The sequence below is a fragment of the Gordonia sp. SID5947 genome (genome assembly GCF_009862785.1).
Lineage (GTDB): Bacteria > Actinomycetota > Actinomycetes > Mycobacteriales > Mycobacteriaceae > Gordonia.
Genome location: NZ_WWHU01000001.1, coordinates 518,997 through 542,623 on the forward strand (window position 1 = coordinate 518,997; position 23,627 = coordinate 542,623).

Consider the following 23,627-nt stretch of genomic DNA (forward strand, 5'->3'; position numbering starts at 1 on the left):
TTGGTGTCGGGAAGCAATCTACATGTCCAAACTGTGATAACCCGATTCGGTGGTCTCCGACACGCCTTCGACCGCACCCCGGCTGACCTTTACTTTTCTTTACTCTCGGCCGAACTCGCGGATGCCGTGACGGCGGCTGCGCGCACTCGCGCGCCGTCGAGGATCACGCTCAGTCCGTCGATGAACTCGGCGGTGAAGTCCCGATCCGACGGTTCGATCACTTGCAGGCGTTGCATCTGGGCGCGGGTCTGCTCCTCGATGGTGAGTCCGATCACCAGCTGGCACACGGCGGTTGCGACCGCTCGGGCGTCGCGCTCGCTCAGCCCGCCGTCGCGTGCCGTCGCGGACAGGTCGATGGCGATCGACTTCGGTGACAGGCCGCTGGCCCAGCTCGACGACACCACCTCGGCGCTGTCCGGTACCGACAGGAGAGCGGCGCGCATCCCCGTCGCCAGGAACGCCAGTCGCTCATCCCACGGCAATGCTTCCGGAGCCGAACGCACCTCGTCGAGGATGTCGTCGGAGAGGGCGGCCAGCAGCGTCTGCTTGTTGGGGAAATGCCAGTACAGCGCGTTCGGCCGCACGCCGAGATCCGCGGCGAGTCGCCGCATCGACAGGTCGGCGAGGCTGTGGTCGGTGAGGATGTCCCGAGCCGCTCGCAGGACGTCGGCCCGATTGTTGCTCACCCGCTCAGGGTAATGGGAGCACGCCCGCCCGAGTGCGAGGCCTGTACAGCGTCCAGGAAGCCTGTACAGTGTCCAGGACGCGGTCAGCCCGACCTGTGTCTCCCGAACCCGAAGGACATCGCCGTGGACGAGGCCACCATCAGTCGTATCGATGCCGAGCACGTCTGGCATCCGTATGGCGCGATGACGGCCTCCGGCACCGACTCGGATCAGCCGGCACCCCTTGTCGTGCGTGGTGCGCAGGGGGTCCGGCTCGAACTGGCCGACGGGCGCGGTGTCGTCGACGGGATGAGCTCGTGGTGGGCGGCAATCCACGGCTACCGCCATCCGGTGCTCGATGACGCGGTGACCCGTCAGATCGGATCGATGTCGCACGTCATGTTCGGCGGCCTGACCCATGAACCCGCTGCGCGATTGGCACAACTGCTCGCGTCGATCACCCCGGGTCCACTCCAGAAGGTCTTCTTCTGCGATTCCGGTTCGGTGTCGGTCGAGGTGGCGGTCAAGATGGCCCTGCAGTACTGGCGCAGTCGCGGTCAGCCACAGCGGACCCGGCTGCTCACGTGGCGCGGCGGCTACCACGGCGACACCTTCACCCCGATGAGCGTCTGTGACCCCGACGGCGGGATGCATTCGATGTGGACCGATGTCCTCACCGAGCAGGTCTTCGCCCCCGCGCCGCCTGCGGCCTTCGACGACGACTATGTCCGCGTTCTCGAGAACGCGGTCGACGAACACCGCGACCGCCTCGCGGCCGTCATCGTCGAACCGGTCGTGCAGGGTGCGGGCGGAATGCGCTTCCACGACCCGCGGTATCTCACGGAACTGCGCCGGATCTGCGACCGTGCCGGCATCCTGCTGATCTTCGACGAGATCGCGACCGGATTCGGCCGCACCGGGGCGCTGTTCGCGGCCGACCACGCCGGGGTGGCGCCGGACATCATGTGTCTGGGCAAGGCGCTGACGGGCGGGTATCTGACCCTGGCGGCCACACTGTGCACCGCCGAGATCGCCGAGGTGATCAGTGCCGGGGAGGCCGGCGGGCTCGCCCACGGACCGACGTTCATGGCCAACCCGCTGGCCTGTGCCGTCGCGGTGGCGGCCGTCGAACTGCTGCTCGACTCCCCATGGCGGGAGCGGGTCGCGCGTATCGAGAACCGATTGCGTTCGGGCCTGGCCGAACTCGTCGGTCGGACGGGTGTCGTCGAGGTTCGGGTGTGCGGCGCCATCGGGGTCGTGCAACTCGACCGTCCGGTCGACGTCGCGGTCGCCGGCGCCGCCGCCCTCGACGCGGGCGTGTGGCTCCGGCCGTTCCGGGACCTCATCTACGTGATGCCGCCTTTCGTGTGCACCGACGACGACGTCGACACCATCACCCGCGGCGTGCGGGCCGCCGCGCAGGCTTGTCTCGCCGCCGATCTGATCGCGGGAGCCGCGCGATGACCACCACCGATCTCTCGCAGACCGCACTCGCGCAGGCCGCCGACGTCGACGACGCGCTGGCCTGGCTGGCCGACGAGGCCGCCGCACTACGCGCCGCCGGACTCCACCGCGACCCGGTCGTCCGGCCACCGGATGCGACGATGGTCAATCTGGCGTCCAACGACTACCTCGGCCTGTCCGGCCATCCAGCGGTGATCGCCGGTGCGCATGCCGCACTGGACACCTGGGGGCCGGATCGACCGCGTCGAGGCTCGTCGTCGGGACCACCGAACTCCATGTCGATCTCGAGGACGATCTCGCCGACTTCCTCGGCTTCCCCGCTGCGCTGGCCTTCTCGTCGGGCTATCTCGGCAACATCGGCGCGATCACCGCGTTGGCCGGGCGCGGCGACCTGATCGTCAGCGACACCGGCACGCACGCATCGCTGATCGATGGGTGCCGGCTGTCGCGCGCACGGGTGGTGGTCACCGAGCGCGGCGACCACGCCGCGGTGCGAGCGGCCCTACGCGAGCGGACCGAACAGCGGGCCCTGGTGGTCACCGATTCGGTGTACAGCATCGACGGCGATCCGGCGCCGGTGGCCGAGTTGTATTCGGCCGCCCGCGATCACGGTGCAGCCCTCCTGGTCGACGAGGCGCACGCTCTGGGGGTACGTGGGCCCGGTGGCCGTGGACTGGTCGCCGAACTCGGACTCTCCGGCGCACCCGACTTGGTCGTCACCACGGTGCTCTCCAAATCGCTCGGGGCGCAAGGCGGGGTGGTACTCGGCTCCGAGCTGCTACGTGCGCATCTGATCGATCGGGCACGGACGTTCATCTTCGACACCGGCCTCAATCCGGCGGCCGTGGGCGCGGCCCGCGCTGCCCTCGGACTCCTCCGTTCGGGCGCCGCGACGCCGGAGCGGTTGCGCGCCAACGCCACCCGGCTCGCTGTCGCGATCGGTGCACCCGCCCCGTCCGCCGCGGTGATCTCGTTGATCGTCGGGGAACCGCAGCGTGCGGTGGCCGCTGCGGCGATCTGTCGAGAGCACGGTGTGCTCGTCGGCTGTTTCCGCCCGCCGTCGGTGCCCGCAGGCACCTCGCGACTGCGTGTGACGGTGCGTGCCGATCTCGACGGCCCGGTGCTCGATCACGTCGCCGCTGTGATCAACGATGCACTGCGCGAGGTCGGAGCGCGATGACGGGACGTGTTCTGGCGGTCACCGGTACGTCCACCGACGTCGGCAAGACCATCGTCACCGCTGCGCTGGTCGTGGCTGCGGTGGATGCGGAACTGACTGCGGCCGTGTGCAAGCCGGCGCAGACCGGGATCGCGCCGGGCGAGCCCGGCGACCTGGCGGTGATCGAGCGACTGGCCGGGCCGGTCGCCACCGCGGAATGTGCGCGCTTCCCCGACCCGCTGGCCCCGGACACCGCGGCCCGGCGCGCAGGGATGGACGCACTGGATCCCGAGGCCGTGGCGGCCGCGGTCGGCGCGATGTCCGCAGCCCACGACGTCACCTTTGTCGAGGGTGCCGGTGGCATCCTGGTCCGGCTGGCAGAAGGACTCACCCTTCTGGACGTCGCCGCGGCCACCGATGCCGGTGTCGTCGTCGTGGTGCCGGCCGGACTCGGTGCGCTCAATCATGCGGAGCTCACGGTGGGCGCGATCGTCGCACGAGGTCTGCGCCCAGCGGGTCTGGTGGTGGGCTCGTGGCCCGCCGAACCCGACCTCGCGATGACCTGCAACCGTACGGATCTCCCGCGCGTCACGGGCGTGCCCATCGTCGGTGTGCTCCCGGCGGGTGCCGGGACCCTCGCACCCGCGGAGTTCCGTCGCCGCGCGCCGTCGTGGATCGATCCCGAGTGGCTCCGGCGCGAGAGTGCCCCGCCGTCGAGCGATGCCTCCCGGTCGACAAGACCCGGATTCCCGCCGATCGCACCCGAATCCTCCACGTGGGTAGCCGCCCACCCCGACAGTCAGTCCACAGAAGGAGTTCACTCGTGACCCAGGCATCCGTTGCACCCGGCACCGATCGGCGGCCCACATCGGACGACATCCTCGACGTCGCGCGCGCACAGGTGCTCGACCGCGGGGAGCCATTGAACCGCGACCAGATCCTCGAGGTGCTGCGGCTTCCCGAGGACCGCCTGACCGAGCTGCTGCAACTCGCCCACGACGTCCGGATGCGGTGGTGCGGACCCGAGGTCGAGGTGGAGGGGATCATCTCCCTCAAGACCGGCGGTTGCCCCGAGGACTGCCATTTCTGTTCGCAGTCAGGACTTTTCGCGTCACCGGTACGAAGTGCGTGGATCGACATCCCGTCACTCGTGGAGGCGGCCAAGCAGACCGCGAAGACCGGCGCCACGGAGTTCTGCATCGTGGCAGCCGTACGCGGACCGGACAAGCGCCTGCTGAGCCAGGTCGCGGCCGGTATCGAGGCGATCCGCAACGAGGTCGACATCCAGATCGCCTGCAGCCTCGGGATGCTCACCCAAGAGCAGGTGGATCAGCTCAAGGACATGGGTGTGCACCGGTACAACCACAATCTGGAGACGGCACGCAGCCACTTCCCGAACGTCGTGACCACCCACACGTGGGAGGAGCGATGGGACACGTTGCGCATGGTCCGCGACGCCGGGATGGAGGTGTGTTGCGGCGGCATCCTCGGCATGGGGAGAGCCTCGAGCAGCGCGCCGAGTTCGCTGCCGACCTCGCGTCGCTGGAGCCCGACGAGGTTCCGCTCAACTTCCTCAATCCGCGTCCGGGCACCCCGTTCGGTGACCTCGATGTGCTGCCTGCGTCCGAAGCGCTGACGGCGGTTGCCGCATTCCGTCTCGCGTTGCCGCGCACCATCCTGCGCTTCGCGGGTGGCCGCGAGATCACGCTCGGCGACCTCGGCGCCCAGCAGGGCATCCTCGGCGGGATCAACGCCGTCATCGTCGGCAACTACCTCACCACGCTGGGACGACCGGCCGAGGACGACCTCGATCTCCTGTCGGATCTGTCGATGCCGATCAAAGCGCTCAACGACAGCATCTAGGCTCGACGACGTGACGTCTCCGATGACGACGCCGGGGCCCTCGGGCGCTCCGGGCGCGCTGCATGAGATCCCGGGCCCGTTGGCCGAGCCCTGCCGGTTCGGTGTGTACACCGGCCTCGAACTCGAACTGGAGTCACCGGGCGCGGTGCCGCCCGCGGCACGGATGGGCCTGGAACCGCCCCGGTTCTGCGGGCAGTGCGGTCGGCGCATGGTGGTGCAGGTCCGCCCCGATGGGTGGGGTGCACGCTGCTCCCGCCATGGCACGATCGACTCGTCCGAATTGGGCCGGCGGTGACCGACGCACGCCGACCGCCGGCCCCGGACCACTGGTCGCGGTGGTCGGTTCGGTGGTGCTGCTCGGGTCGGTGGTGGGCATGATCTGGGCGGCGGTGACCCCGGCGATGTCCGGCCGGGTTCTCGCCGCCGACTCCGCGATCATCCCGGCGGGCGAGTTCCCCGAGGAGTTCGCAGGTGTCGGGACCTTCGCCCTCCTGCTGTTCGGCTACGGAGCGGTCGCCGTGGTGATCGCCTGGATCGCGAGTCGTCGATGGCGCGGTCCACTGGGATTCGCGGCCGTGGCGGTGGCGACGGTGGCCGGTTCGCTCATCGCCGCGTGGGTCGGTACGAGGGTGGCCGACTGGCGTTTCGACGATCCGCGCTCGTCGCCGGTCGGTGCGACCTTCGACGTGGTCCCGGACCTCTGGCTCGACGGCGCGGTGCGCGGTGGGGTCGGCGGTCCATGGGTCCTGTTCGTCTGCGCGCCGCTCGCCGCGGCGTTGGTCTATCTCGGATTCGCGCTCGCCGCACGGACCGGTGATCTCGGGGTCGGCGACCTGCCCGACGTCGGTGTCGACGAGCCGTTGCGGCCCACGCCTCAGCCGATGTGAGCGATCGCCTCGTCGCTCACGGCGGCGGCGAGCGTCTCGACCGAGATGTCGAGCACCCGGCTCAATGCGACGACCGTCGCGAACGACGGGGTCAACAGCCGACCACCCTCGATCTTGCGCAACGTCTCCGGCGATATCCCCGCCGCGCGCGCGACCTCGTTCGTCGTGCGGCTGCCACGACCGTCGCGCAACAGCGCTCCCAGCCTTCGGCCGGCGGCGATCTGCTCAGCTGTCAAGGGTGCGCGAACCATGTGCCCACTCTAGCGACCCTGGTATGAAAATACCGGCCTCCGTGCGTAGGGTGGTATTTAAATACGTAGGAGTCGGCTACCGGAGGTCGTAGTGATCGAACTGAAATCACCCGAAGAGGTTGCTGCAATGCGGGTGACCGGGCAGTTCATCGCTGAGCTGCTCGAGGATCTGGCGGGTCGTGCGCAGGTCGGCGTGAATCTCCTCGACCTCGAGATGCGGGCCCGTCGGCTCATCGAGCGACGCGGGGCGGTCTCGTGCTACTGGGACTACGAACCTTCATTCGGTCGAGGACCGTTTCGCAATGTCATCTGCCTGTCGGTCAACGACGCCGTGCTGCACGGTCTGCCACACGACCATGTCCTCGCCGACGGCGACGTGCTCAGCATGGACATCGCCGTGGCGATCGACGGTTGGGTGGCCGACTCGGCGCGGACGGTGATCGTCGGGTCCGCACTCGGCGACGACGAGCGCCTGGTCGAGACCACGAGGGCCGCCCTGTCGGCGGGGATTGCGGCGGCCCGAGCGGGAAACCGTCTCGGCGACATCTCGGCGGCCATCGGCGAGATCTGCACATCCCAGGGCTATCTCGTCAACACCGAGTTCGGTGGTCACGGATTGGGTCGAACCATGCACGAGGATCCACATGTGCCCAACCTGGGGCGCGCCGGGCACGGGATGCGGTTGCGGCCCGGGCTCACGTTGGCGCTGGAACCGTGGCTGGCGCAGAGCACGTCCCGGATCGTCTACGACCCCGACGGTTGGACTATCCGGTCCGCCGACGGTTCACGTACCTCGCACAGCGAGCACACGATCGCGATCACCGAGGGTGATGCCCAGGTGCTCACCGCGCTGTGACAGGGGGTGCGTCAGGCATGTTGTCACGACAGCGTGTTGTCCCGACCTGGTCTTTGACGTAGGCCCGGAGCCCGCGTACGGGTCACATCGGCGGCCGGAGTGTCGCGAACTCGTCGGTGACCCGCAGTCGGGTGTCGGCGAACGCATACAGGGCAGGCGGGCGACCGCCGGACCGTCCGGTCTTGCCGACCGTTCCGGTGGCCACCACCACTGCACGACGACTGAGGATGCGGAGCAGATTGGTTGTGTCGACCGGGTAACCGAGTGCCGCACAGTAGATCTCGGATAGTTCCGACATCGGGAAGCGTGCCGGGGCCAGCGCGAAGGCGATGTTGGTGTACGACAGTTTGGCGGCCAGACGATGTCGCGCGGCGGCGACGATCTCGCCGTGATCGAAGGCGAGGTCCGGCAAGGCGTCGACAGCATGCCAGGCCGTGGTCTCGGTCAGCGGCGCGCGAACGTCGCTCGGGACGAGTCCGAGGTACGTGGACGCGATGGTGCGCGCGCCGGGGACTCGGCGGGGACCGGAGAACACGGCCAACTGCTCCAGGTGAGCGATCTTCCCGATGTCGACCTTGTCGGCGACCAGACGTCGCGAACTGGTCTCGAGCGTCTCGTCGTCGGCGACGTCGCCACCCGGCAGCGACCACGTGCCCGTGGTGGCGGTCCGCTCGAGCAGGACACATAACGCGGAAGTCGAGTCCGGGCCGGCTGCGCGCACCTGGAACACCGCGGTCAACACCTCGACGCGCACCCCGCGTGACCCGTCCGGGCCGGCGGGCGACGACGGCGGCGGCGGTGGCATGGCGTCGATTGTATGGGTGTCGGGGCCGCCCGCCCGCCCGTCGCCACGCCGTGACTCACAGTTCGTCGAGTGCGAGAATCCCGTCTTGGATCGCTCGGGCCGCCAGCGCGGCCTTGGTGCGGGCGGTGCGCTCGACCGACGTGTACTTGGCCCGGATTCGCGTCAGATGCGTGTTCACCGTGCCGATCGAGATCGAGAGTTCGGCGGCCACGCAGATCTTGGAATCGGTGAGCAGCCAGGTGCGGAGCACCTGGACCTCGCGGTCGGTGAGGCCGGGCCGCCGGCGGGTGGGGTTCTCGGGATGCGGTCGCAATGCCGGTGACGTCGCTCGTGGGGCCGGTGGCGCCGCGAACGACGATGTGCCGTACGGAACCGGATCGGTGCTCGGGATCAACCGCATGTGTGATCGTCCGTCGGCCGGATGCACGCGCGGCGCCGCGGGCGACGTGGGCAATACGCGCGCCGGCGACGAGGTGGCGGGGATCGCCATGGGCTGGCCGGGCAGGGGCATCCGTCGGGCGGCCAGGCGGGCGAGGGCGGCCTCGCGGCGCCGCGCGGCGGCATCGGGACGTCCGATGCCGGGCGGAGTGGGACGAGGACGCGTCGGTGCGGGGGCGGGGCGGAAGCTGTCGGATGGGGAGACGGTCATCGCGTTGCTCGCAATCTGGTCCGGTGGCCGTGGTCTGGACTGGCCGGATGAGGTCTGTACCTGGCCGACGCTATGGTTCGGCGCTCGCGGGCAAACGCGTAGTGGACTACTCGAATCGGCGAGGGAATGCCGCAGATGTGACCGGTGTTACGATGGACAGCGTTTTCGATCACCAGTCGAAAACCTGGCTCGGCCGCATGACCCGTGCTCCGAGCGCGACCGGTAGAGGAGTGGCAGATGAGCATCACCAGCGACCGTCCGGCCGCGGCGTCCGGCGTGACGAGCGGCGACATCGGTCTGATGGATGCCGTGTGGACCGACGGCCCCGGTGGATACACCGGCGTGGAGCCGACCCCCGAATGGGCCGACGAGGTCCGACGGTTGGCCCGGGCGCGCAATGCGACGTTGCTCGCGCACAACTACCAGCTTCCCGCGATCCAGGATGTCGCCGACCACGTCGGCGACTCGCTGGCGCTGTCACGGATCGCCGCCGAGGTCGACGCTGACGAGATCATCTTCTGTGGTGTGCACTTCATGGCCGAGACCGCGAAGATCCTCAGCCCCGAGAAGCGGGTGCTGATCCCCGACGCCCGCGCCGGGTGTTCGCTGGCCGACTCCATCACGGCCGACGAACTGCGCGAGTGGAAGGCGGAATTCCCCGACGCGGTGGTGGTCTCGTATGTGAACACGACCGCGGAGGTGAAGGGGCTCACCGACATCTGCTGCACGTCATCGAACGCCGTGGACGTCGTCGCCTCGATCGATCCCGATCGCGATGTGCTCTTCCTCCCGGATCAGTTCCTCGGCGCGCACGTGAAGCGGGAGACGGGCCGCGACAACATCCACATCTGGGCGGGCGAATGCCACGTGCACGCGGGCATCAACGGCGACGAACTCGCCGACCAGGCGAGCGCCCACCCGGAGGCCGATCTGTTCATCCATCCCGAATGCGGATGCGCGACGTCTGCGCTCTACCTCGCCGGCGAGGGGGCTGTGCCGGAGGACCGCGTCAAGATCCTGTCCACCGGCGGCATGCTCGACGCCGCCCGCCAGACCGGGGCCAAGCAGGTCCTGGTGGCCACCGAGATCGGGATGCTGCACCAACTGCGCAAGGCCGCACCGACCGTCGATTTCCAGGCCGTCAACGATCGCGCGTCGTGCCCGTACATGAAGATGATCACCCCGGCGGCGCTGCTGCGTTCGTTGCGCGAGGGCCGTGACGAGGTCCACGTGGCACCCGATGTCGCCGAGCGTGCGCGCAAGAGTGTCGAGCGGATGATCTCGATCGGGAACCCCGGCTCCGGTGAGTGAAGCCTTTGTCGGCCAGGCCCGGGCCGGCCACGATCTCGAGCTGACCGTCACCGAGGACGTCCGGACGTTGATCCGGACCGCGCTCGACGAGGATCTGCGCTACGGCCCCGATGTCACGACTCTCGCGACCGTGCCCGCCGATGCCCGGACCGACGCCGCAGTCGTCAGCAGGGCCGACGGCGTGATCGCCGGGGTGGCGGTGGTCCTCGCGGTGTTCGACGAGGTCATCGGTGCGGGTGAGTACGCGGTGACCACCGCTGTTCCCGACGGCAGTTCCGTCCGGCCAGGGGATGTGGTGCTCAGCGTGCAGGCTCCCACCGCCGCTCTCCTGACGGCCGAGCGGACGGCGCTCAACCTGGTCTCTCACCTGTCCGGCATCGCCACGGCGACGGCTCGCTGGGTGGCGCAGGTGGAGGGGACGAACGCCAAGGTGCGCGATTCACGCAAGACGCTGCCCGGGATGCGGTACCTGCAGAAGTACGCCGTGCGCGCCGGTGGCGGGGTGAACCACCGCATGGGTCTCGGCGACGCTGCGCTCATCAAGGACAACCATGTGGTGGCGGCTGGTTCGGTGAGCGCGGCGTTGAGCGCGGTGCGTGCGGCCGCCCCCGACCTGCCGGTCGAGGTCGAGGTCGATTCGCTCGCCCAACTCGACGAGGTGCTGCCGCTCGAACCGCAGTTGGTGCTCCTCGACAACTTCGCGCTGTGGGAGACGCAGATGGCGGTGCAGCGCCGCAACAAGCGGTCGCCGCACACGAAGCTGGAGAGTTCTGGTGGGCTCACGCTCGACGTGGCCGCCGACTACGCCCGCACAGGTGTCGACTATCTCGCCGTGGGCGCGCTGACCCATTCGGTCACCGTCCTCGACCTCGGACTCGACATCCCGGCACCCCCGCGAATCCGTAGCAATAGTCGGCGCTGGGCGCGGACTGGTGCTACGGATTGGGAGTCGCGTGGCACGACCCCATATCCTGGACGGGAAACCTCAGCCCAACAGGAGAAGCTCATGCTCGCCCGAACCGACCTGCGCGGTGCCACCCCGACGCTCGCTGAACTGCGTCGAGCGTTGCCGCGCGGGGGCACCGATGTCAACGCCGTCCTCGACACGGTGGCGCCGGTGGTTCACGAGATCGCCGAGCGTGGCGTCGACGCCGCTCTCGAGTTCGGGGCCACGTTCGACGGTGTCCGCCCCACGTCGGTCCGTGTCCCGGCGACGGTGATCGCTGCGGCGCTGGCCGACCTAGACCCCGCGGTGGCCGACGCGCTGCGCGAATCCATCACCCGGGCCCGCAAGGTGCATGCCGATCAGCGGCGGGAGACCTCGCGCACCCAGGTTGTCGACGGTGGAGTGGTCAGCGAGAAGTGGATCCCGGTACGTCGCGTCGGGCTCTACGTGCCCGGCGGCAATGCGGTGTACCCGTCGTCGGTGATCATGAACGTCGTCCCCGCCCAGGAGGCGGGCGTCGGTTCGCTGGTGATCGCATCGCCTCCGCAGAAGGACTTCGGTGGCTGGCCGCACCCGACCATCCTCGCCGCGTGCGCGCTGCTCGACGTCGATGAGGTGTGGGCGGTCGGCGGTGCGCAGGGCGTGGCACTGCTCACGTACGGGGGCACCGACACCGACGCCGCCGACGACCCCGGCGCCATCCTCGACCCGGTCGACCTCATCACCGGCCCGGGCAACATCTACGTGACCGCGGCCAAGCGCCTGTGCCGCGGTGTGGTCGGCATCGACTCCGAGGCTGGCCCGACCGAGATCGCCATCCTCGCCGACGACAGTGCCGACGCGGGCATCCTCGCCTCCGACCTGATCAGTCAGGCCGAGCACGATGTCCTGGCGGCGTCGGTGCTCGTGACCGACAGCGTCGATCTCGCCGATGCGGTCGATGTCGCACTCGACACCCAGGTGGCGGCCACCAAACATCGTGAGCGCGTGACCACCGCCCTGTCCGGCAAGCAGTCCGGGGTGGTGCTCGTCGACGACCTGGAGGCGGGTCTGGCCGTAGTCGATGCCTATGCCGCGGAGCATCTCGAGATCCAGACGCGAGACGCCGCGTCGGTTGCCGATCGGGTGCACAACGCCGGCGCGATCTTCGTCGGCCCGTATGCGCCCGTCAGTCTCGGTGACTATTGCGCGGGATCGAATCACGTTCTCCCGACGTCGGGTTCGGCGCGGTTCGCGTCCGGACTGTCGGTGCAGACATTCCTCAAGGGCGTGCACGTCATCGACTACGACGAGGCTGCGTTGCGCGAGGTCGCCGACAAGGTCGTGACGCTCGCCGACGCCGAGGACCTGCCCGGTCACGGCGACGCGGTGAGGCAACGATTTGCCGGAGGTGAGCGGTGAGCGCAACCGACACGGTGATCCCCGGCTCCGGCATCACCGTCGACGATCTGCCCCTGCGTGACAACTTGCGTGGCAAGAGTGCTTACGGCGCACCGCAACTCGAGGTCCCGGTGGTCCTCAACACCAACGAGAACCCGCACCCGCCGTCGGCCGCGCTGATCGACGACGTCGCGGCGTCGACGCGTGTCGCGGCCGCGTCGCTGCACCGCTATCCCGACCGCGACGCGGTCGCCCTGCGGACCGATCTGGCGGAGTATCTCTCTGCCGCGACCGGTGTGTCGCTCGGCGTCGAGAACCTCTGGGCGGCAAACGGTTCCAACGAGATCCTGCAGCAGTTGCTGCAGGCGTTCGCCGGGCCGGGCCGCAGCTCCCTCGGGTTTGTGCCGTCGTACTCGATGCACCCGATCATCTCCGATGGCACCGACACCACCTGGCTCGCCGCACATCGGGCCGCCGACTTCGGTCTCGACATCGACTACGCGGTCGCCGAGGTGACGGCGCGGCAACCGGACGTGGTGTTCGTGACCTCGCCCAACAACCCGACCGGCGGTTCGGTCACCCTGGACGATCTCCGGCGGATCGTCGAGGCGGCGCCGGGCATCGTGATCGTCGACGAGGCATACGGCGAGTTCTCGGAACGGCCGAGTGCGGTCGAACTGATCGACGAGTTCCCGGCCACGGTCGTCGTCAGCCGCACCATGAGCAAGGCGTTCGCGTTCGCCGGCGGGCGTCTGGGCTACCTGGCGGCGGCGCCCGCGATCGTGGAGGCGCTGCTCCTGGTCCGTCTCCCGTACCACCTGTCGGTGCTGACGCAGGCGTCGGCACGGGCGGCGCTGCGGCATCGCGACGACACGCTCGCGGGTGTCGCGGCCATCATCGCCGAACGCAAGCGCGTCGCCGAGGAACTGTCCGAAGTGGGCTACCGGGTGGTGGACTCCGACGCCAACTTCCTGCTGTTCGGCCACTTCACCGACGCACCCGCGAGCTGGCGACGTTACCTCGACCACGGCGTGTTGATCCGGGACGTCGGGATCACCGGCCATCTGCGTGTCACCATCGGCCTGGCAGCCGAGAACGACGCCTTCCTCGACGTCAGCCGCACGCTCGCGTCAACAGATCTGGAGAATGGGTAAGTGACCACCGCACAGCCGCCCGAACAAGAACGCCGGCGCACCGCTCGCTCGGCGCGTGTCGAACGCACCACCCGGGAGTCGTCGATAGCGGTCGAACTCGACCTCGACGGCACCGGCGTCACGAAGATCTCCACCGGTATCGCGTTCTTCGACCACATGCTCACCGCGTTCGGCCAGCACGGCAGTTTCGATCTGACAGTCGAGGCCAAGGGTGACATCGAGGTCGAGGGGCACCACACCATCGAGGACACCTCGATCGTGCTCGGACAGGCCCTTGGTCAGGCGCTCGGCGACAAGAAGGGCATCCGGCGGTTCGGCGACGCCTGGATACCCATGGACGAGTCGCTCGCGCACGCGGCTGTCGACGTGTCCGGCCGCCCCTACTGCGTCCACACCGGCGAACCCGAGCACATGCTCACCGCTGTCATCGGCGGATATCCGGGTGTGCCGTACTCGACGGTCATCAACCGGCATATCTTCGAGGCGATCGCGCTCAACGCGCGGATCGCACTCCACGTGCGCGTGCTGTACGGCCGCGATCAGCACCACATCACCGAGGCCGAGTTCAAGGCGGTGGCCCGTGCATTGCGTGCCGCCACCGAGAACGACCCCCGGGTCAGCGGCGTGCCGTCCACCAAGGGCGCCTTGTGATGGGGTGCACGCGATGAGCGGTGCGCCGGCGGTCACCATCCTCGACTACGGTTCGGGCAACCTGCGTTCGGCGCAGCGCGCACTCGAACGGGCCGGGGCCGAGGTGACCGTCACCGACGACCGCGACATCGCGACGGAGTGTGACGGACTCGTGGTCCCCGGGGTCGGAGCCTTCGCCTCCTGTATCGAGGGGCTGACCGCGGTCACCGGGCACCGCATCATCGACCAGCGACTGGCCGGTGGGCGGCCGGTGCTCGGCATCTGTGTCGGCATGCAGATCCTGTTCGAGCGCGGCGTCGAATTCGGCGTCGAGGCACAGGGATGCGGCGAGTGGCCGGGTACTGTCAGCCGGCTCCCGGCCGAGGTGCTCCCGCACATGGGTTGGAACACCGTGGACGCGGCCGCCGGGTCGGTGCTGTTCGACGGTCTGGACGCCGACACCCGCTTCTATTTCGTGCACTCCTACGCCGTGCAGGACTGGGACATGGACACCGACGGTTCGCGGATCGATCCACCGAAGCTGACATGGGCGACGCACGGTGGGCCGTTCCTCGCGGCAGTCGAGAACGGCGCCCTCGCCGCGACCCAGTTCCACCCGGAGAAGTCCGGTGACGCCGGTGCGCACCTGCTCCGCAACTGGGTGCGGTCGCTGGCATGAAGGTCGACGACACCCGATTCTCCTACGGCAAGCTGGTCCTGTACTCGCTCGGCGCGGGTGTCGTCGTACTGCTGGTGGCGATCCCGGTGATCCTGGGCGTCGCGCAGTGGTCGCCCATTGCGGGGCTCGTCATCGCACTGCTCGCGGTGCTGGCCATGATCGGGGTGATCGGCGGCGTCTCCCGACGCATGATCGACCGTGCCGAGCATGAGATCCTGGCCGCGCGTTCGGCCCAGCCCCATCCCTCCGATCCGACAGACAGGAACACATCCACCGATGGGTAACACCCTTGAACTCCTCCCCGCCGTCGACGTCGCCGACGGGCAGGCCGTGCGTCTGGTCCAAGGCGCCGCCGGCACCGAGACCTCCTACGGGTCGCCGAGGGAGGCCGCGCTGGCCTGGCAGACCGACGGGGCCGAGTGGATCCATCTCGTCGATCTCGACGCCGCGTTCGGTCGCGGCAACAATCGAGAGCTGCTGGCCGACGTCGTGGGTGAGCTCGACGTGAAGGTCGAACTCTCCGGCGGTATCCGCGACGACGACTCGCTCGCGGCGGCGCTCGGGACCGGTTGCACCCGAGTGAATCTCGGAACGGCCGCGCTGGAGAACCCGGAATGGTGCGCACGGGCGATCGAACGTCACGGCGACCGGATCGCGGTCGGGCTCGACGTCATCCGCGAAGGGGAGTCCTATCGTCTCCGCGGGCGGGGCTGGGTCACCGACGGCGGAGACCTGTGGGAGGTGCTCGAGCGCCTCGACCGCGACGGATGCGCGCGCTACGTGGTCACCGACGTCTCCAAGGACGGCACCCTCGCCGGTCCGAATCTGGAGCTCCTGGCTGAAGTCGCCACGGCCACATCGGCCCCCGTCGTCGCGTCCGGCGGCGTATCGGCCCTCGAGGATCTGGTCGCGATCGCCGGTCTCGTCGACCGCGGCGTGGAAGGGGCGATCGTCGGCAAAGCGCTGTACGCCGGCCGGTTCACCCTGCCCCAGGCGTTGTCGGCGGTCGCCGGGACGTGATGGACCACCTGAGACTGCTCGACACGGCGAGCTCCATCCTCGACTCGGTCGCCGACGACTTCGTGGCCGGACTCGGCGCGCCGAGCGCCGTCGCCAAAGGGCCCACGGATTTCGCGACCCAGGTCGACCTCGATCTGGAGCGACGGATCGCCCGCGAACTCGCCGAGCGCACCCAGATCCCGGTCCATGGTGAGGAATTCGGCGGCCCGTCGGTCACCGAGGGGGCGGTCTGGGTACTCGACCCGGTGGACGGCACCTACAACTACTCGACCGGTCTCCCGCTGGCGGGCATCCTGCTCGGGCTGCTCGTCGACGGAGACCCGGTACTCGGGCTCACCTGGTTGCCGGTGCTCGGGCGCCGATTTGCCGGGCACGTCGATGGTCCACTGCTCGTCGACGGCAAGCCGGCGGCACCGTTGACCCCGATCGACCTGCAGACATCGGCCATCGCCTATGGCCCGTTCAACGCGGGTGCGAAAGGGCGCTATCCCGGAGCGCGGCGAGCAGATGTCATCCGGGCGTTGAGTTCTCGGGTCGCGCGGCTGCGAATGACCGGTAGCACCGGCGTCGACATGGCCTACACCGCGGCGGGGATCTTCGGCGGGGCAATCGCTTTCGGTCGTCACGCCTGGGACAACGCGGCCGGTGCGGCACTCGTGCGCGCGGCCGGGGGAGTGGCGTCTGACCTCGGCGGCGCGCCGTGGACCGCGGAGTCGACGTCGCTGGTGTGTGCGGCGCCGGGTCTGCACGCGGAGCTGATGACGGTCATCGACGACGTGGTCGGCGACGAGTGGGGGACGCATCCCGCCGACACCGGTCACCTCGACAACTCGGGAGGTCAACCATGACAGTTGCGGTACGGGTCATCCCTTGTCTCGACGGTGTTGTCGGGGACGTCTCGACCGGGAGGGCTTTTCGATGACAGTTGCGGTACGTGTCATCCCTTGTCTCGACGGTGTTGTCGGGGACGTCTCGACCGGGAGGGCTTTTCGATGACAGTTGCGGTACGCGTCATCCCTTGTCTCGACGTGGACGACGGTCGGGTCGTCAAGGGGGTCAACTTCCAGAACCTGCGTGACGCGGGTGATCCCGTCGAACTCGCCGCCCGATACGACGGCGAGGGTGCAGACGAACTGACCTTCCTCGACGTCACGGCGTCGAGCTCCGGCCGGTCGACGATGATCGAGGTCGTCAAGCGGACAGCGGACCAGATCTTCATCCCGCTGACCGTCGGCGGTGGCATCCGCACCGTCGATGACGTGGACACCATGTTGCGTGCCGGCGCCGACAAGGTCAGCGTCAACACCGCGGCGATCGCCCGTCCCGAGGTGCTCGCCGAGATGAGCCGTCGCTTCGGGTCGCAGTGCATCGTGCTGTCCGTGGACGCGCGGACTGTTCCGGAGGGCGACGAGCCCACCGCTTCGGGCTGGGAGGTCACCACCCACGGTGGCCGCCGCGGAACCGGTATAGACGCAGTCGACTGGGCTCGACGCGGACAGGAACTCGGCGTCGGTGAGATTCTCCTCAACTCGATGGATGCCGACGGCACCAAGCGTGGTTTCGACCTGCGCATGCTGACCGCGGTACGCGCCGAGGTCGATGTGCCGGTGATCGCGAGCGGCGGTGCGGGTGCGATCGCCGACTTCGCGCCGGCGGTGGCGGCCGGTGCCGACGCGGTGCTGGCCGCCTCGGTGTTCCATTTCGGCGAGCTGACCATTCCCGATGTGAAGGCCGCGATGGCGGCCGAGGGAATCATCGTCCGCTGACCCGACGTTGCCCCGGAACGCACTCGACGACACGACAGGACACCGACATGGCGCTCGACCCCGACATCGCGGCCCGCCTCAAACGCAACGACGACGGGTTGTTCGCCGCGGTGGCACAGGAACGCGAGACCGGCACGGTCTTGATGATGGCGTGGATGGACGACGCCGCCCTCGAGCAGACGCTGACCACCCGGCGCGCCACCTACTATTCGCGTTCGCGGCAGCAGTACTGGGTGAAGGGCGAGACCAGCGGCCACACCCAGTACGTCCACGACGTCCGGCTCGATTGCGACGGCGACACGGTGTTGTTGGTGGTCGATCAGGTGGGCGCCGCATGCCATACCGGTAATCACAGTTGTTTCGACACCCCATCGCTGCCGCTCTCGGCACCCGACGCACCCCCGGGCGACGGGTCGTCCGGCGTCGGCGGGGGAGAATGAACCCGACCAGTCGAGAAGAAAGGCGGTGACGGCGCCGATGCCAATGATCCAGATCTCGCAGACCCCGGGCCTGTCCGACCGGGTCAAACGAGAGACCATCGCGGCGGTGACCGATGCCTACGCGAAGGCGACCGGCAAGAATCCCGACTCGGTGTGGGTGACCATCACCGAGATCCCCCGGCAGCAGTGGGGCGTCGGCGGCGAGCCGCTGGGATGAGCTCCGACACGACGACCCTCGCGGAGTTCCTCGACCTCGCGGCCGACCATCGCGTCGTCCCCGTCACGCGCAAGGTGCTCGCCGATTCCGAGACGCCCTTGTCGGCCTATCGAAAGCTGGCAGGCGACCGGGAGGGCACCTTCCTGCTGGAGTCGGCGGAGAACGGCCGTTCGTGGTCGCGCTGGTCGTTCATCGGCGCGCACTCGCCGTCGGCGCTCACCGTCGCCGACGGCCAGGCGCGGTGGTGGGGTGAGGTCCCGACGGGCGCTCCCGACGGAGGCGACCCGATCGAGGCGCTGGCCGAGTCGCTGCGCCTGCTCGCGACCGACTCCTTCCCGGACATGCCGCCGCTGACCGGCGGCTTCGTCGGTTTCTTCGCCTACGACATGGTGCGCAGGCTCGAGCGGCTGCCGGAGACCACGAAGGACGATCTGGGGCTCCCCGACATGATGATGCTGCTGGCGACCGACCTCGCCGCGGTCGATCACCACGAGGGCACCATCACCCTGATCGCGAACGCGGTGAACTGGGACGGCTCGTCCGAGCGAGTGGAGCAGGCCTACACCGACGCGGTGGCACGCCTCGACCGCATGACCGCAGCCCTCGCCGCGCCGTCGCCGTCCACGGTGTCGCACTTCGACCGCCCCACGCCCGAGTACCGCTCACAGCGGACACTCGAGGAGTACAGCGAGATCGTCACGTCCCTGGTGGGTGAGATCGAAGCGGGCGAGGCATTCCAGGTGGTGCCGTCGCAGCGCTTCGAGATGGAGACCGACGCCGACCCCGTCGACGTGTACCGGGTGCTGCGCGCGTCCAACCCGAGTCCGTACATGTATCTGCTGCGGATGCCCGGTCACACGGGCGGCGGCACCGGCCCCTTCACCATCGTCGGGAGCAGCCCCGAGGCGCTCGTCACCGTGTCCGACGGGGTGGCCACCACCCATCCCATCGCGGGCACACGCTGGCGTGGTGCCACCGAGGAAGAAGATCAACTCCTCGCCAAGGGCCTCGTCGAGGACGAGAAGGAGAACGCCGAGCATCTGATGCTGGTCGACCTCGGACGCAACGATCTCGGTCGCGTCTGCCGACCCGGCACGGTGAAGGTCAGCGACTACCGCCACGTCGAGCGGTACAGCCACGTGATGCACCTCGTCTCGACGGTCTCCGGGACCCTGCGCGACGACAAACACGCGCTCGACGCCGTGACGGCATGCTTTCCGGCGGGCACCCTCACCGGCGCGCCGAAGGTGCGTGCCATGGAACTCATCGACGAGCACGAGGTGACGCGGCGCGGTCTCTACGGCGGGATCGTCGGTTATCTCGATTTCGCCGGCAACGCCGACACCGCCATCGCGATCCGCACGGCGTTGATGTCGGGTGGACGCGCATTTGTGCAGGCAGGTGGCGGCGTGGTGGCCGACAGCGAACCCGAATACGAATACAACGAAGCGCGCAACAAGGCGACCGCCGTGCTCAACGCGGTTGCGGCCGCGGGCACGATGCGGCGGGTGGGATCGGGCGCCGGCGAGGTCGCGGCGGAGAGCGGGACCCGATGAACGCACCGACACCATCGAGCGCCGATCCGGCGGCCGCCACCAAGTCGTTCATGCGTCGACGCCAGATGCTCGCCGCGATTCTGCTCGCGTTGGCGGCGTTGGCCTTCTGGTCGGCGTCGCGGCTGGTGTGGTGCCGGGTACTCGCCGCGGACGGTCTGGCCCCCGCGCGCGATTTCGACGTCAAAGGGTCGGACTGGAGCCCGTGGCTGACGCCGCTGGCGCTGGTGTTGCTCGCGGCTGTCCTCGCGGCGTTCTCGGTGCGCGGATGGGGTCTTCGGGTGATCGCGATCCTTGTCGCCGCGGGTGGCGTCCTGGCCGCGATCCCGGCCATCTCGCTGATGACCGGCGGTGCCGACTCCGACTACGCCTCCGACGCCGCTGATCTCCCCGGCCGATTCCAGGTCTTGCTGATCACCACCAACTCGTGGGCGGCGGTGGTGGCGCTCGCCGGCACCGTTTGCGCGGTCCTCGCCGGCGTCCTGCTCCTGCGGGTGGCGGGGGGAGCCGGGATGTCCTCGAAGTACAAGACTCCCGGTGCGCGTCGCGAAGAACTGGAACGCCAGATCTTCGCCGAACACGAGCGCGCTGCCGGCGCCGCGGCCACCGGCGACACGGGTTCCGGCGACGCCGCACCCACCGATGAACGTAACGAAGCGCCGCCGGCGAACGAACGCATGATGTGGGACGCACTCGACACCGGGATCGATCCCACCGATGTCCCGGACACCCCCGCGGACGACGGCCGTGAGCGGCCAACCCGGCCACAGGACGATTCGGGCACCGGTCTACCCTGAGAACACACGAACATCGAAAGGGGGCCCACACGTCGTGAGTACGCCGACTGTCCTCGACTCCATCATCGAGGGAGTGAAAGCTGACGTCGCCGCGCGCGAAGCCGTGCTCGACTACGCGGCTGTGAAAGCGGCGTCCGCGCAGGCCCCAGATCCCATCGACGCCATGGCCGCGTTCAACAAGCCGGGCATCGGTGTCATCGCCGAGGTGAAGCGTGCCAGCCCGTCCAAGGGTGATCTGGCCTCCATCGCCGACCCCGCCGAGCTGGCCGCAGCCTATGAGGCCGGTGGCGCCCGGATCATCAGTGTGCTGACCGAGCAGCGCCGATTCCGCGGATCGCTCGCCGATCTCGACAGTGTGCGGGCCGCGGTGAACATCCCGGTGCTGCGCAAGGACTTCATCGTCGGGCCCTATCAGATCCACGAGGCCCGGGCACACGGTGCCGACGTGATCCTGCTGATCGTCGCGGCACTCGAGCAGAACGTGCTGGCGTCGTTGCTCGATCGCACCGAGAGTCTCGGCATGACGGCACTCGTCGAGGTGCACACCGAGGAAGAGGCCGATCGCGCGCTCGAGGCCGGTGCTTCGGTGGTGGGCGTCAACGCGCGCAATCTGAAGACCCTCGAAGTGGACCGTGACTGCTTCGCCCGCATCGCCCCCGGTCTGCCGACCCGGGTGATCCGGGTCGCCGAATCCGGTGTTCGCGGCACTGCCGACCTGTTGGCCTACGCCGGGGCGGGAGCCGATGCCGTGCTCGTCGGCGAAGGGCTCGTCACAAGTGGCAACCCGCGGGCGGCCGTCTCCGAACTGGTGACCGCCGGGACACACCCTTCCTGCCCGAAACCGGTTCGCTGACGGTCACTTCCGCCCGCTGACCCTGATAGTCGACGACAAGAGACCGTGAGCGCGAATACCGATTCCCCCAACGTTCCCTACCCGGCCATGAGCGTCGGGCTCACCACCCGTACCTCGATCGAGCCAGACGAGAGCGGCCATTTCGGCGTATACGGCGGACGCCACGTCCCCGAGGCGTTGATGGCAGTGATCGACGAGGTCACCACGACGTATCAGAAATTGCGCCGCGACGACGACTATCTGGCCGAACTCGATCGGTTGCAACGGGACTACACGGGTCGGCCATCGCCGCTGTACGAGGCGGGGAGGCTACGTGAAGATGCCGGTGGCGCAAGGCTTTTCCTCAAGCGCGAGGATCTGAATCATACCGGCTCGCACAAGATCAACAACGTGCTCGGGCAGGCATTGCTCGCGCAGCGCATGGGCAAGTCCCGGGTGATCGCGGAGACCGGTGCCGGTCAGCACGGGGTCGCCACCGCGACCGCCTGCGCGTTGCTCGGACTCGACTGCGTGGTCTACATGGGCCGGGTCGACACCGACCGCCAGGCATTGAACGTGGCCCGGATGCGGCTCCTCGGCGCCGAGGTGATCGCTGTAGACAACGGTTCGGCAACCCTCAAGGACGCCATCAACGAGGCGATGCGTGACTGGGTGACCAACGCGCACAACACCTATTACTGCTTCGGCACGGCCGCCGGTCCACATCCGTTCCCCACCATGGTCCGGGATTTTCAGCGGGTCGTCGGACTCGAGGCGCGTGCGCAGATCCAGGAGCAGGTCGGACGTCTGCCCGATGCCGTGGTGGCGTGCGTGGGCGGCGGGTCCAACGCGATCGGGATCTTCCATCCGTTCATCGACGACGAGGGCGTGCGACTCGTCGGATATGAGGCGGCCGGCGACGGCGTGGAGACCGGTCGGCATGCCGCGACCTTCACCGGCGGCACACCGGGTGCGTTCCAGGGCGCCTACTCCTACCTGCTGCAGGACGAGGACGGGCAGACGATCGAATCGCATTCGATCTCAGCGGGTCTGGACTATCCCGGCGTCGGTCCCGAACACGCATATCTGAAGGACATCGGCCGCGCCGATTACCAGCCGATCACCGACACCGAGGCGATGGACGCGCTCGCGTTGCTGAGTCGTCGCGAGGGCATCATCCCGGCCATCGAGTCCGCGCATGCCGTCGCGGGGGCACTCAAACTGGGCCACGAACTCGGCGACGGAGCGATCATCGTCGTGAGTCTGTCCGGTCGTGGTGACAAAGACGTCGACACCGCCGCGGAATGGTTCCACCTGTTCGACAAGCCACCGTCACAGGACGAGGCGACGGCAGGCGGCGAACAGACAGGGGAGACGGTATGAGTGCCGGGGAATCGGCGGTCGTGACCCACACCGCGCCGTCGAGGCTCGGCCCGACCTTCGCCCGATGCCGCGATGAGGGCCGCAGTGCCCTGATCGGGTACCTACCCGTCGGATACCCCACGGTCGAGAAGTCGGTGGAGTACTTCCGGACGATGGTCGACGCCGGCTGCGACATCATCGAGGTCGGTGTGCCCTACTCCGATCCGGTGATGGACGGTCCCACCATCCAGGAGGCCGCCGATCTGGCGCTGACCAACGGTGTGCGGGTCCGCGACGTCTTCGCAGCCGTCGAGGCGATCTCCGCGGCCGGGGGCAAGGCCGTCGTGATGAGCTACTGGAACCCGGTGCTGCAGTACGGTGTCGACCGGTTCGCACAGGATCTGGCGAACGCCGGAGGTGCCGGGCTGATCACCCCGAACCTGATTCCGGAGGAGGGTGCGGCCTGGGAAGCCGCCTCCGACGCCCACGACCTCGACCGCATCTACCTGGTCGCACCATCGTCGACGGCCGAGCGACTCGCGATGACCGTCGATGCGTCGCGCGGCTTCGTGTATGCGGCGTCGACGATGGGCGTCACCGGCGCCCGTGACGCCGTGTCCGACGCCGCGCCGGAGCTCTGTGCACGGGTGCGAGCGCACTCGGACATCCCGATCGGAGTCGGTCTGGGCGTTCGCAGTGGTGCGCAGGCCGCCGAGATCGCGAGCTATGCCGACGGCGTGATCGTCGGCTCGGCGCTCGTGTCGGCGGCCAAGAAGGGCACCAGCGAACTCGGCTCGCTGGTCGGCGAACTCGCCGAGGGTGTTCGTGCGGCGACGCCTGCAGATCCGGCTTCGCGCGGCGCATAGGCTCCCGCCGCCGGTCCACGACCCGGTTCGGTCCGTCGGTTAGGGTGGCAACGTGACGGTGCCGACACCCTTTGC

At 68.8% G+C, this 23,627-nt stretch carries 25 protein-coding genes and 3 pseudogenes; 24 read left to right on the top strand and 4 right to left on the bottom strand.

From position 1 onward, the window contains the following. Window positions 1-89: 89 nt before the first annotated feature. Window positions 90-686 carry a TetR family transcriptional regulator gene (locus GTV32_RS02455; protein ID WP_161058790.1) on the bottom strand — a complete coding sequence of 199 codons (597 nt, stop codon included), beginning with the start codon at window positions 684-686 and terminating at the stop codon, window positions 90-92. 123 nt (window positions 687-809) lie between these two features. Here GTV32_RS02455 and GTV32_RS02460 point away from each other — a divergent pair, with 123 nt between their 5' ends. The 6 genes and pseudogenes from GTV32_RS02460 (at window position 810) to GTV32_RS02485 (ending at window position 6,038) form a co-directional block, all read left to right on the top strand. Next, window positions 810-2,129: an adenosylmethionine--8-amino-7-oxononanoate transaminase gene (locus GTV32_RS02460; protein WP_161058791.1), complete on the top strand. Its 1,320-nt coding sequence runs from the start codon at window positions 810-812 to the stop codon at window positions 2,127-2,129. After that, window positions 2,126-3,309 (top strand): annotated as a pseudogene (locus GTV32_RS02465) (8-amino-7-oxononanoate synthase). The gene GTV32_RS02460 and the pseudogene GTV32_RS02465 overlap by 4 nt, the downstream one beginning before the upstream one ends. Next, window positions 3,306-4,115: a dethiobiotin synthase gene (bioD, locus tag GTV32_RS02470; RefSeq protein ID WP_161058792.1), complete on the top strand. Its 810-nt coding sequence runs from the start codon at window positions 3,306-3,308 to the stop codon at window positions 4,113-4,115. Before GTV32_RS02465 ends, bioD begins: the two are co-directional and overlap by 4 nt. Further along, window positions 4,112-5,151 (top strand): annotated as a pseudogene (gene bioB, locus GTV32_RS02475) (biotin synthase BioB). The gene bioD and the pseudogene bioB overlap by 4 nt, the downstream one beginning before the upstream one ends. Window positions 5,152-5,173: 22 nt before the next feature. Next, the gene (locus GTV32_RS02480; RefSeq protein ID WP_161062297.1) at window positions 5,174-5,446 is read left to right on the top strand and encodes a hypothetical protein; all 273 of its coding nucleotides are present in this window, start codon (window positions 5,174-5,176) and stop codon (window positions 5,444-5,446) included. Beyond that, a complete protein-coding gene (locus tag GTV32_RS02485) occupies window positions 5,409-6,038 on the top strand; it encodes a DUF2567 domain-containing protein (protein WP_161058793.1) in 630 nt (209 codons plus the stop codon). The genes GTV32_RS02480 and GTV32_RS02485 overlap by 38 nt, the downstream gene beginning before the upstream one ends. Here GTV32_RS02485 and GTV32_RS02490 read toward each other — a convergent pair. Beyond that, entirely contained in the window at window positions 6,026-6,289 is a 264-nt protein-coding gene (locus GTV32_RS02490; RefSeq protein WP_161058794.1) for a helix-turn-helix transcriptional regulator, read from the bottom strand. The two genes, GTV32_RS02485 and GTV32_RS02490, sit on opposite strands and share 13 nt — an antisense overlap. Window positions 6,290-6,380: 91 nt before the next feature. On the opposite strand from GTV32_RS02490, the gene map reads away from it, so the two are divergent. After that, entirely contained in the window at window positions 6,381-7,145 is a 765-nt protein-coding gene (map, locus tag GTV32_RS02495) for a type I methionyl aminopeptidase (RefSeq protein WP_161058795.1), read from the top strand. 82 nt (window positions 7,146-7,227) lie between these two features. Here the strand turns inward: map and GTV32_RS02500 are convergent, their stop codons facing one another. Together GTV32_RS02500 and GTV32_RS02505 are read right to left on the bottom strand one after the other, a co-directional pair. After that, window positions 7,228-7,950, bottom strand: a complete 723-nt coding sequence (locus GTV32_RS02500) for an NUDIX hydrolase (RefSeq protein ID WP_161058796.1) — start codon at window positions 7,948-7,950, stop codon at window positions 7,228-7,230. A 55-nt stretch (window positions 7,951-8,005) separates the two neighbouring features. Continuing rightward, on the bottom strand, window positions 8,006-8,599 hold the full coding sequence (locus GTV32_RS02505; RefSeq protein WP_161058797.1) for a helix-turn-helix transcriptional regulator: 594 nt from the start codon (window positions 8,597-8,599) through the stop codon (window positions 8,006-8,008). A 237-nt stretch (window positions 8,600-8,836) separates the two neighbouring features. On the opposite strand from GTV32_RS02505, the gene nadA reads away from it, so the two are divergent. From nadA to trpA, 17 genes and pseudogenes are all read left to right on the top strand, one after another. Continuing rightward, window positions 8,837-9,910 carry a quinolinate synthase NadA gene (nadA, locus tag GTV32_RS02510; RefSeq protein WP_161058798.1) on the top strand — a complete coding sequence of 358 codons (1,074 nt, stop codon included), beginning with the start codon at window positions 8,837-8,839 and terminating at the stop codon, window positions 9,908-9,910. Next, window positions 9,903-10,781 (top strand): annotated as a pseudogene (gene nadC / locus GTV32_RS23280) (carboxylating nicotinate-nucleotide diphosphorylase); the annotation flags it as partial. The gene nadA and the pseudogene nadC, both read left to right, overlap by 8 nt. Window positions 10,782-10,916: 135 nt before the next feature. Beyond that, window positions 10,917-12,257 (top strand): histidinol dehydrogenase, encoded by a 1,341-nt coding sequence (gene hisD / locus GTV32_RS23285; RefSeq protein ID WP_237421663.1) that lies wholly within the window; start codon window positions 10,917-10,919, stop codon window positions 12,255-12,257. Continuing rightward, window positions 12,254-13,390, top strand: coding sequence for a histidinol-phosphate transaminase (locus GTV32_RS02520; RefSeq protein ID WP_161058800.1), 1,137 nt, complete (start codon window positions 12,254-12,256; stop codon window positions 13,388-13,390). Before hisD ends, GTV32_RS02520 begins: the two co-directional genes overlap by 4 nt. After that, on the top strand, window positions 13,391-14,041 hold the full coding sequence (gene hisB, locus GTV32_RS02525) for an imidazoleglycerol-phosphate dehydratase HisB (RefSeq protein ID WP_161058801.1): 651 nt from the start codon (window positions 13,391-13,393) through the stop codon (window positions 14,039-14,041). Between the two features lie 13 nt (window positions 14,042-14,054). Continuing rightward, window positions 14,055-14,699 (top strand): imidazole glycerol phosphate synthase subunit HisH, encoded by a 645-nt coding sequence (hisH, locus tag GTV32_RS02530; RefSeq protein WP_161058802.1) that lies wholly within the window; start codon window positions 14,055-14,057, stop codon window positions 14,697-14,699. Beyond that, complete coding sequence (locus tag GTV32_RS02535; protein WP_161058803.1) at window positions 14,696-14,983, top strand: hypothetical protein; 288 nt, start codon at window positions 14,696-14,698, stop codon at window positions 14,981-14,983. The genes hisH and GTV32_RS02535 overlap by 4 nt, the downstream gene beginning before the upstream one ends. Next, window positions 14,976-15,719, top strand: coding sequence for a bifunctional 1-(5-phosphoribosyl)-5-((5-phosphoribosylamino)methylideneamino)imidazole-4-carboxamide isomerase/phosphoribosylanthranilate isomerase PriA (priA, locus tag GTV32_RS02540; RefSeq protein WP_161058804.1), 744 nt, complete (start codon window positions 14,976-14,978; stop codon window positions 15,717-15,719). Before GTV32_RS02535 ends, priA begins: the two co-directional genes overlap by 8 nt. Beyond that, window positions 15,719-16,567, top strand: a complete 849-nt coding sequence (locus GTV32_RS02545; protein ID WP_161058805.1) for an inositol monophosphatase — start codon at window positions 15,719-15,721, stop codon at window positions 16,565-16,567. The genes priA and GTV32_RS02545 overlap by 1 nt, the downstream gene beginning before the upstream one ends. Before the next feature lie 144 nt (window positions 16,568-16,711). Continuing rightward, complete coding sequence (gene hisF, locus GTV32_RS02550) at window positions 16,712-17,485, top strand: imidazole glycerol phosphate synthase subunit HisF (RefSeq protein WP_161058806.1); 774 nt, start codon at window positions 16,712-16,714, stop codon at window positions 17,483-17,485. Window positions 17,486-17,532: 47 nt separating this feature from the next. Beyond that, entirely contained in the window at window positions 17,533-17,925 is a 393-nt protein-coding gene (gene hisI / locus GTV32_RS02555) for a phosphoribosyl-AMP cyclohydrolase (RefSeq protein ID WP_161058807.1), read from the top strand. Window positions 17,926-17,962: 37 nt separating this feature from the next. Next, a complete protein-coding gene (locus GTV32_RS02560) occupies window positions 17,963-18,142 on the top strand; it encodes a 4-oxalocrotonate tautomerase family protein (RefSeq protein ID WP_161058808.1) in 180 nt (59 codons plus the stop codon). Then, window positions 18,139-19,698 carry an anthranilate synthase component I gene (locus tag GTV32_RS02565; RefSeq protein ID WP_161058809.1) on the top strand — a complete coding sequence of 520 codons (1,560 nt, stop codon included), beginning with the start codon at window positions 18,139-18,141 and terminating at the stop codon, window positions 19,696-19,698. The genes GTV32_RS02560 and GTV32_RS02565 overlap by 4 nt, the downstream gene beginning before the upstream one ends. Next, on the top strand, window positions 19,695-20,492 hold the full coding sequence (locus GTV32_RS02570; RefSeq protein ID WP_161058810.1) for a TIGR02234 family membrane protein: 798 nt from the start codon (window positions 19,695-19,697) through the stop codon (window positions 20,490-20,492). Before GTV32_RS02565 ends, GTV32_RS02570 begins: the two co-directional genes overlap by 4 nt. Before the next feature lie 34 nt (window positions 20,493-20,526). Beyond that, window positions 20,527-21,345, top strand: a complete 819-nt coding sequence (gene trpC / locus GTV32_RS02575; RefSeq protein ID WP_161058811.1) for an indole-3-glycerol phosphate synthase TrpC — start codon at window positions 20,527-20,529, stop codon at window positions 21,343-21,345. An 87-nt stretch (window positions 21,346-21,432) separates the two neighbouring features. After that, complete coding sequence (gene trpB / locus GTV32_RS02580; RefSeq protein WP_161058812.1) at window positions 21,433-22,707, top strand: tryptophan synthase subunit beta; 1,275 nt, start codon at window positions 21,433-21,435, stop codon at window positions 22,705-22,707. After that, window positions 22,704-23,552, top strand: a complete 849-nt coding sequence (gene trpA / locus GTV32_RS02585; RefSeq protein WP_161058813.1) for a tryptophan synthase subunit alpha — start codon at window positions 22,704-22,706, stop codon at window positions 23,550-23,552. Before trpB ends, trpA begins: the two co-directional genes overlap by 4 nt. Window positions 23,553-23,627: the final 75 nt, after the last annotated feature.